At 67.9% G+C, this 5,782-nt stretch carries 4 protein-coding genes; 2 read left to right on the top strand and 2 right to left on the bottom strand.

The annotated features are described in order from the left end of the window. Positions 1 to 1,260, bottom strand: a 1,260-nt coding sequence (locus tag CSW58_RS08230; protein ID WP_143755133.1) for a hypothetical protein, incomplete at its 3' end; no start/stop codon positions are given. 219 nt (positions 1,261 to 1,479) lie between these two features. On the opposite strand from CSW58_RS08230, the gene uvrB reads away from it, so the two are divergent. Both uvrB and CSW58_RS08220 read left to right on the top strand, forming a co-directional pair. Next, positions 1,480 to 3,744, top strand: a complete 2,265-nt coding sequence (gene uvrB / locus CSW58_RS08225; protein ID WP_099446968.1) for an excinuclease ABC subunit UvrB — start codon at positions 1,480 to 1,482, stop codon at positions 3,742 to 3,744. A gap of 223 nt (positions 3,745 to 3,967) precedes the next feature. After that, on the top strand, positions 3,968 to 5,359 hold the full coding sequence (locus tag CSW58_RS08220) for a hypothetical protein (RefSeq protein ID WP_099446967.1): 1,392 nt from the start codon (positions 3,968 to 3,970) through the stop codon (positions 5,357 to 5,359). A gap of 162 nt (positions 5,360 to 5,521) precedes the next feature. Here CSW58_RS08220 and CSW58_RS15120 read toward each other — a convergent pair. Continuing rightward, positions 5,522 to 5,782: hypothetical protein (locus CSW58_RS15120; protein ID WP_236627723.1), on the bottom strand; the 261-nt coding region annotated here is incomplete at its 5' end.

Raw genomic sequence — 5,782 nt, 5'->3', positions numbered from 1 at the left:
CTCAGCCACGTACTCCTTAAGCGCCTGTTCGAAGGCCTGGCTCAGGGCCACGGCGGGATCCAGTTCATCCGGCAATGCAGGGGTGGCGAAACTCAAGCGGCGACCGCCGACGAGGTATTCAAGATCGGATCGGGGGTCCGAGCGCGGATGGAGGCCCTCCCCGGACAACAGCGCCTCAACGGTCGCGAAGGGAAGCTTGGCGATCGAGCGGAACACCTCGAACGGAGAGGCCCGTAGGGCCCGCTGCAACAGGTCCATGCGGGCGGCCACGCGCAACGCATCGTCGGCCGCATAGAGCTGCAACGCGCTCCTGGCGGCGACGGCGTCGGAAAGGATCAATTTGAGCCTGCTGTGAGTCTTCGCGGCGGCGTCACACCGCGCGGACAAGGCCTGAACCCCTTCCAGAACGACCGTGCGCCGCGCGGTATCGGGCAAGGTCTTGGCGCTGCGCAGGCTTTGCGCGAGATCGGCGCAGGTCTTGTCGATTGCGTCGCCATTGCCCGTCAACGTCTCGAAATGGCGCTCGGCGTGCTGTAGGCGGAAGGCCAGCACATCGTAGCGAAACGCCACCTGGTCCAGGGCGTCCGCTCCGGCGCTGTAGAGCTGCGACCGGTAGCCGCTGCCGCGCAGGTCGTTGAGGATCATCGGCACAACGGCGCCCGAGGTCCACATCACCGTGGTTTTCTTCGGCGCCATGGTATTGCCGGCCACCAAAAGCCCGACCAGCGCCACGCCGGTCGTCCAGCCGGCGATGTCAGAGCCCAGCTGAATTTGACCGGCCCGCCGCCGATAGCACGCCGCGAACTCGCGGATCGGGCGCGTGTCCAAAGGGCGCGCCCCGTCTTTGGGGACCGTGAACCACCTGGAATAGTCATTGTCGTTACCGGACGGAGCCCGTGTGCAGACGACGCCGAACCGACTGGACAGGTCCAGCGCGCTGACACGCGCCGGGATCGCCAGAGCCGCCGCGCGGTCCAGGTCGGCTACCCAGTCGACCGGTCGCACGGCCTGGGTGCTGCGCCTGTCATTGTCCGCCCGGAGGGCGATGGTGTCTTTCCGCACCTGTTCGGTTTGGCGCACCAGCGCCGCCGTCTCTAGCCGCGTTCGCACCAAGGCCTGCTCGTCACCGGCGGCCTTGAGGTCGCGCGCCGCAGCCTCAACCGCCTCCTGTGGGACTTTCGCCGGGGTCTGCGCCCCCTCGGGGATATTGGCCGGGGTCTGCGCCCCGGCGGGATCAATGCCGACCGCGCCCACAATCAACAGCGTCGACAGAGCGACCCAAGACCCTGGCCCCATGATCGCCCCCCGCGTCCCGCCTATTCCGGAATTTAAGAGAACACAGTTCTTCGAGCTAAACAACCATGACGTTCACAATCGCCAAACACACCCGATCTCACCCACCCCCTCCCGCCACCCTGCTGACACCCCGCGTCAGCAGGGCCCCTAGCCTTCGGGGTCCGGGATCCTTACCTTCGGGCCATGCCTCGCACCCCGGTCACCGGCGTTTCCGACGTCTCCACGCCCTTCCTGCACGATCCGGCCCTCGAGGTGGCGGCCGACGGGTCGATGCCGATGCTGTGGCGGCCGCACCGCCCGGCCCGACCGGCCAAGTCGGAGGGCGGACGGGCCTTCAAGCTGGTCAGCGACTATGAGCCGGCCGGCGACCAGCCGACCGCCATCGCCGAGCTGGTGGCGGGCCTCGAGGGCCGCGAGCAGGACCAGGTGCTGCTGGGCGTCACCGGCTCGGGCAAGACCTTCACCATGGCCAAGGTCATCGAGGCCACCCAGCGCCCGGCCCTGATCCTGGCCCCCAACAAGACCCTGGCGGCCCAGCTCTACAGCGAGTTCAAGAGCTTCTTCCCCGACAACGCGGTCGAGTATTTCGTCAGCTATTACGACTACTACCAGCCCGAGGCCTATGTCCCGCGCACCGACACCTACATAGAGAAGGACAGCTCGATCAACGAGCAGATCGACCGCATGCGCCACTCGGCGACGCGGGCGATCCTCGAGCGCGACGACGTCATCGTGGTCGCCAGCGTCAGCTGCATCTACGGCATCGGCTCGGTCGAGACCTATACGGCCATGACCTTCAGCCTCGAGGTCGGCCAGACGATCAACGAGAAGCAGCTGATGGCCGACCTGGTGGCCCAGCAGTACAAGCGCAACGACGCCGCCTTCGAGCGCGGCACCTTCCGGCGGCGCGGCGACACCCTGGAGATCTTCCCCGCCCACTACGAGGATCGCGCCTGGCGCATCTCGATGTTCGGCGACGAGGTCGAGGCGATCAGCGAGTTCGACCCGTTGACCGGCCGCAAGACCGCCGACCTGCCGTCGATCAAGGTCTACGCCAACAGCCACCACGTCACGCCGCGCCCCACCCTGCGCCAGGCGATCATCGAGATCCGCAAGGAGCTGAAGGAGCGCCTGGCCTGGATGGTCGCCAACGGCAAGCTGCTGGAGGCCCAGCGCCTGGAGCAGCGCACCACCTTCGACCTGGAGATGATCGAGACCACCGGCTCCTGCGCCGGCATCGAGAACTACAGCCGCTATCTGTCAGGCCGCAAGACCGGCGAGCCGCCGCCGACCTTCTTTGAATATATCCCCGACAACGCCCTGCTCTTCACCGACGAGAGCCACCAGACGGTTCCGCAGATCGGGGCCATGTACAAGGGCGACCGCAGCCGCAAATGGACCCTGGCCGAGTACGGCTTCCGCCTGCCCTCGGCGCTGGATAACCGGCCGCTGAAGTTCGAGGAATGGGACGCCATGCGGCCCCAGTCGGTGCATGTCAGCGCCACCCCGGCCGCCTGGGAGCTGGAACGCTCCGGCGGCGTCTTCGCCGAGCAGGTGATCCGCCCCACCGGCCTGATCGACCCGCCGGTCGAGGTGCGCCCGGTCAGCAAGGACGGCGCCTCCCAGGTCGATGACGTCATCGACGAGATCCGCCAGACCTCGGCCAAGGGCTACCGCACCCTGGTCACCGTCCTGACCAAGAAGATGGCCGAGGACCTGACCGAATATATCAACGAGCAGGGCATCGGCGTGCGCTACATGCACAGCGACGTCGACACCATGGAGCGCATCGAGATCATCCGCGACCTGCGGCTGGGCAAGTTCGACGTGCTGGTCGGCATCAACCTGCTGCGCGAGGGCCTCGACATCCCCGAATGCGGCCTGGTGGCCATTCTCGACGCCGACAAGGAAGGCTTCCTGCGCTCGGAGACCAGCCTGATCCAGACCATCGGCCGCGCGGCGCGAAACCTCGACGGCAAGGTCATCCTCTATGCCGACCGGATCACCGGCAGCATGGAGCGGGCCATGGGCGAGACCAGCCGCCGCCGCGAAAAGCAGCACCAGTACAATCTCGACCACGGCATCACGCCCGAGAGCGTCAAGCGCGACATCAAGGACATCCTGAACTCGCCGTACGAGCGCGGCGACCGGGTCACCGTGCCGATCGGCGGCTTCGGCGAGAAGGACGACAAGCCGTTCAGCGGCGACAATTTCAAGTCGGCCCTCAAGGACCTCGAGGCCCGGATGCGCGAGGCCGCCGCCAACCTGGAATTCGAGACCGCCGCCCGCCTGCGCGACGAGATCAAGCGCATGAAGCTGATGGACCTGGAATTCGCCAACGAGATCCTCACCGGGGTCGGCGAGACCGTCGACAAGGCCATGCCCAAGCGGGTCCGGGCCGAGCTGCGGGCGGAGCAGGCCGAGGCCTTCCGCAAGAGCCGGCTGTAGCTGTTAGATCCTCCCCCATTGCTCCCCTTCGGGGGAGCTGTCGGCAAAGCCGACTGAGGGGGTCGGGGGAGGTGGCCCGGAGGGCCGGAGGGCCGGAGGGCCGGAGGGGGTCCGCGCGGCGCAAGCCGCCGCTACCCCCCGTTCCGGGCGGGTGCGCCCTGGCCGCCGACCGGGCATGCTGGCGCGGATCACGGGAGGCGGCGCGGATGCGGTTGGGGGCTTGATGAGGGGCGCGGGGCTGGCCCTGGCCTGCTGGCTGGCCCTGGCCCTGCCGGTCCAGGCGGCCGACACCCCGCTGACCGCCGCCCGGCGGGCCGAGTTCGAGGCCCTCAAGGCTTCCCTTGGTCCCGACGACGACCGCACCCTGGCCGCCGAGCTCAACCTGGCCACCGCCCTGGCCGGCCAGGACGCCTTCGCCGACGCCGTGGCCCATATCGCCCGCTTTCGCCAGGTCATGGTGGCCCGGAGCGGCGAGGACGGGCCCGAGGCCCTGATGGCCGGGGCGATCATGGCCAGTTTCCAGGCCTATCAGGGCGATCGCGACGCCGCCGTGGCCCTGGCCCGCCAGATCCAGGCCCGGGCCAGCCGGCGCGGCCCCGGCGATCCGGTCGCCATCATCGCCGAGGCCGCCCTCGGCGGGGCCCTGTCGGTGTCCGGACGCTATGACGAGGCCCAGCCGCATCTGGAGGCCGGCTATCAGGGCATGGTCGGCCTCTATGGCCCCACCGCCCTGGAGACCCGGCAGATCGGCGCCAGCCTGGTCACCAACCTGCTGGCCCTGGGCTACAACGCCGAGGCCCAGCAGATCCGCCGCCAGCTGGCCGCCGCCCCGCGCCCCGGCGCCCCCGAGGCCGAGGTGCTGCTGGCCGCCGCCCTGTCAGTGCAGCTGCTGTCGGCCGAGGGCCGCTACGCCGAGGCCCGCGACCTGGGCCAGCCGCTGGTGGCCCGCCTGACCGCCCTGCGCGGTCCCGACCATTCCACTACCCTGGACGCCACCTACGCCCTGGCCGGGGCCCTGGCCGGGGCGGGCGACCCGCGCCGGGCCGGCGACCTGCAGGAAGGGGTCTATCGCGCCTATGGCCGGCTGCGCGGCCCCGACGACCTCTTGACCCTGAAGACCGGCGAGGTGCTGGCGGTGTTCTGGCGCGCCACCGACGACCCGGCCCGCCGCGCCGCCGCCCGCGCCCTGATGAGCGACCTGCAGGCCCGCCGCCAGAGGGTCAACGGCCCCACCGCCCCGACCACCCTGCTCAACGCCCTGAACCTGGCGATGATGTCGTTCGAGGACGCCGAGCGCCTCAACGACCGCGCCGTCTTCCGCCAGGCCATCGAGGCCCTGGTCGCCATCGACGACCGCCTGGCCCGCGACCCGGCCCAGGCCCGCTCGCTGGTCGCCACCGGGGTCAATACCCTACTGGGCATCCAGCTGATCAACCAGGGACAAGCCGAGCAGGCCTATCTGCGCCTGAGCCATTCGGCCGAGACGGTGATGGCCCGCAGCACCGACCGCCGCGTCGCCGCCAACGGCGCCGACGCGATCGGCGTGCTCAATGACTATCGCTATGTGTTCACCGGCCAGATCCGCGCCGGCTGGGTGTGGGCGCATCAGCCGTAGGGGGGTGAGACCGGCTAGGGGTGGAAAGGGGCTTTGGTTGACGATAAGGGGGTGTCCCCCTTGTTCTCTTCTTCTCTCCCCTGAAGGAGACCTCTGAGAGAAATAAGAGATCACTATAGCAGCGATGACATTACGACGCATCGTTGAACTACAAAAACAATGCTATCCGCCAAAAGTTGGATTAATCAGGTCCTTTTGGATAGCAGAAATGCCTTTGCAGATTTCGCCTAATGATTTGTCCTGGGGATCAACCCAGCGCTGGTAGTTGGCCTGTCCATTTAACCTTCTGATTGCTTGCTCAGGCTTTTCTCCTTTCCGCTGAGCGTGTTCCCAAATTCCGAATTTACAGACGTAATACCACTCCTGCCGCAAGCTTTTCCTCAGATCCGCTGGCACCCTCATTCTCTCGTTAACGAGGAGGAT

This window comes from Caulobacter sp. B11 (assembly GCF_002737765.1).
Classification (GTDB): domain Bacteria; phylum Pseudomonadota; class Alphaproteobacteria; order Caulobacterales; family Caulobacteraceae; genus Caulobacter.
Note: the sequence above shows the minus strand (reverse complement) of the source record. Positions and strands in the feature narration are given on the sequence as shown.

Coding starts and splice junctions, on each gene's coding strand:
- uvrB (WP_099446968.1), top strand. CDS start 1,480: ATGCCTCGCACCCCGGTCACCGGCGTTTCCGACGTCTCCACGCCCTTC.
- CSW58_RS08220 (WP_099446967.1), top strand. CDS start 3,968: ATGAGGGGCGCGGGGCTGGCCCTGGCCTGCTGGCTGGCCCTGGCCCTG.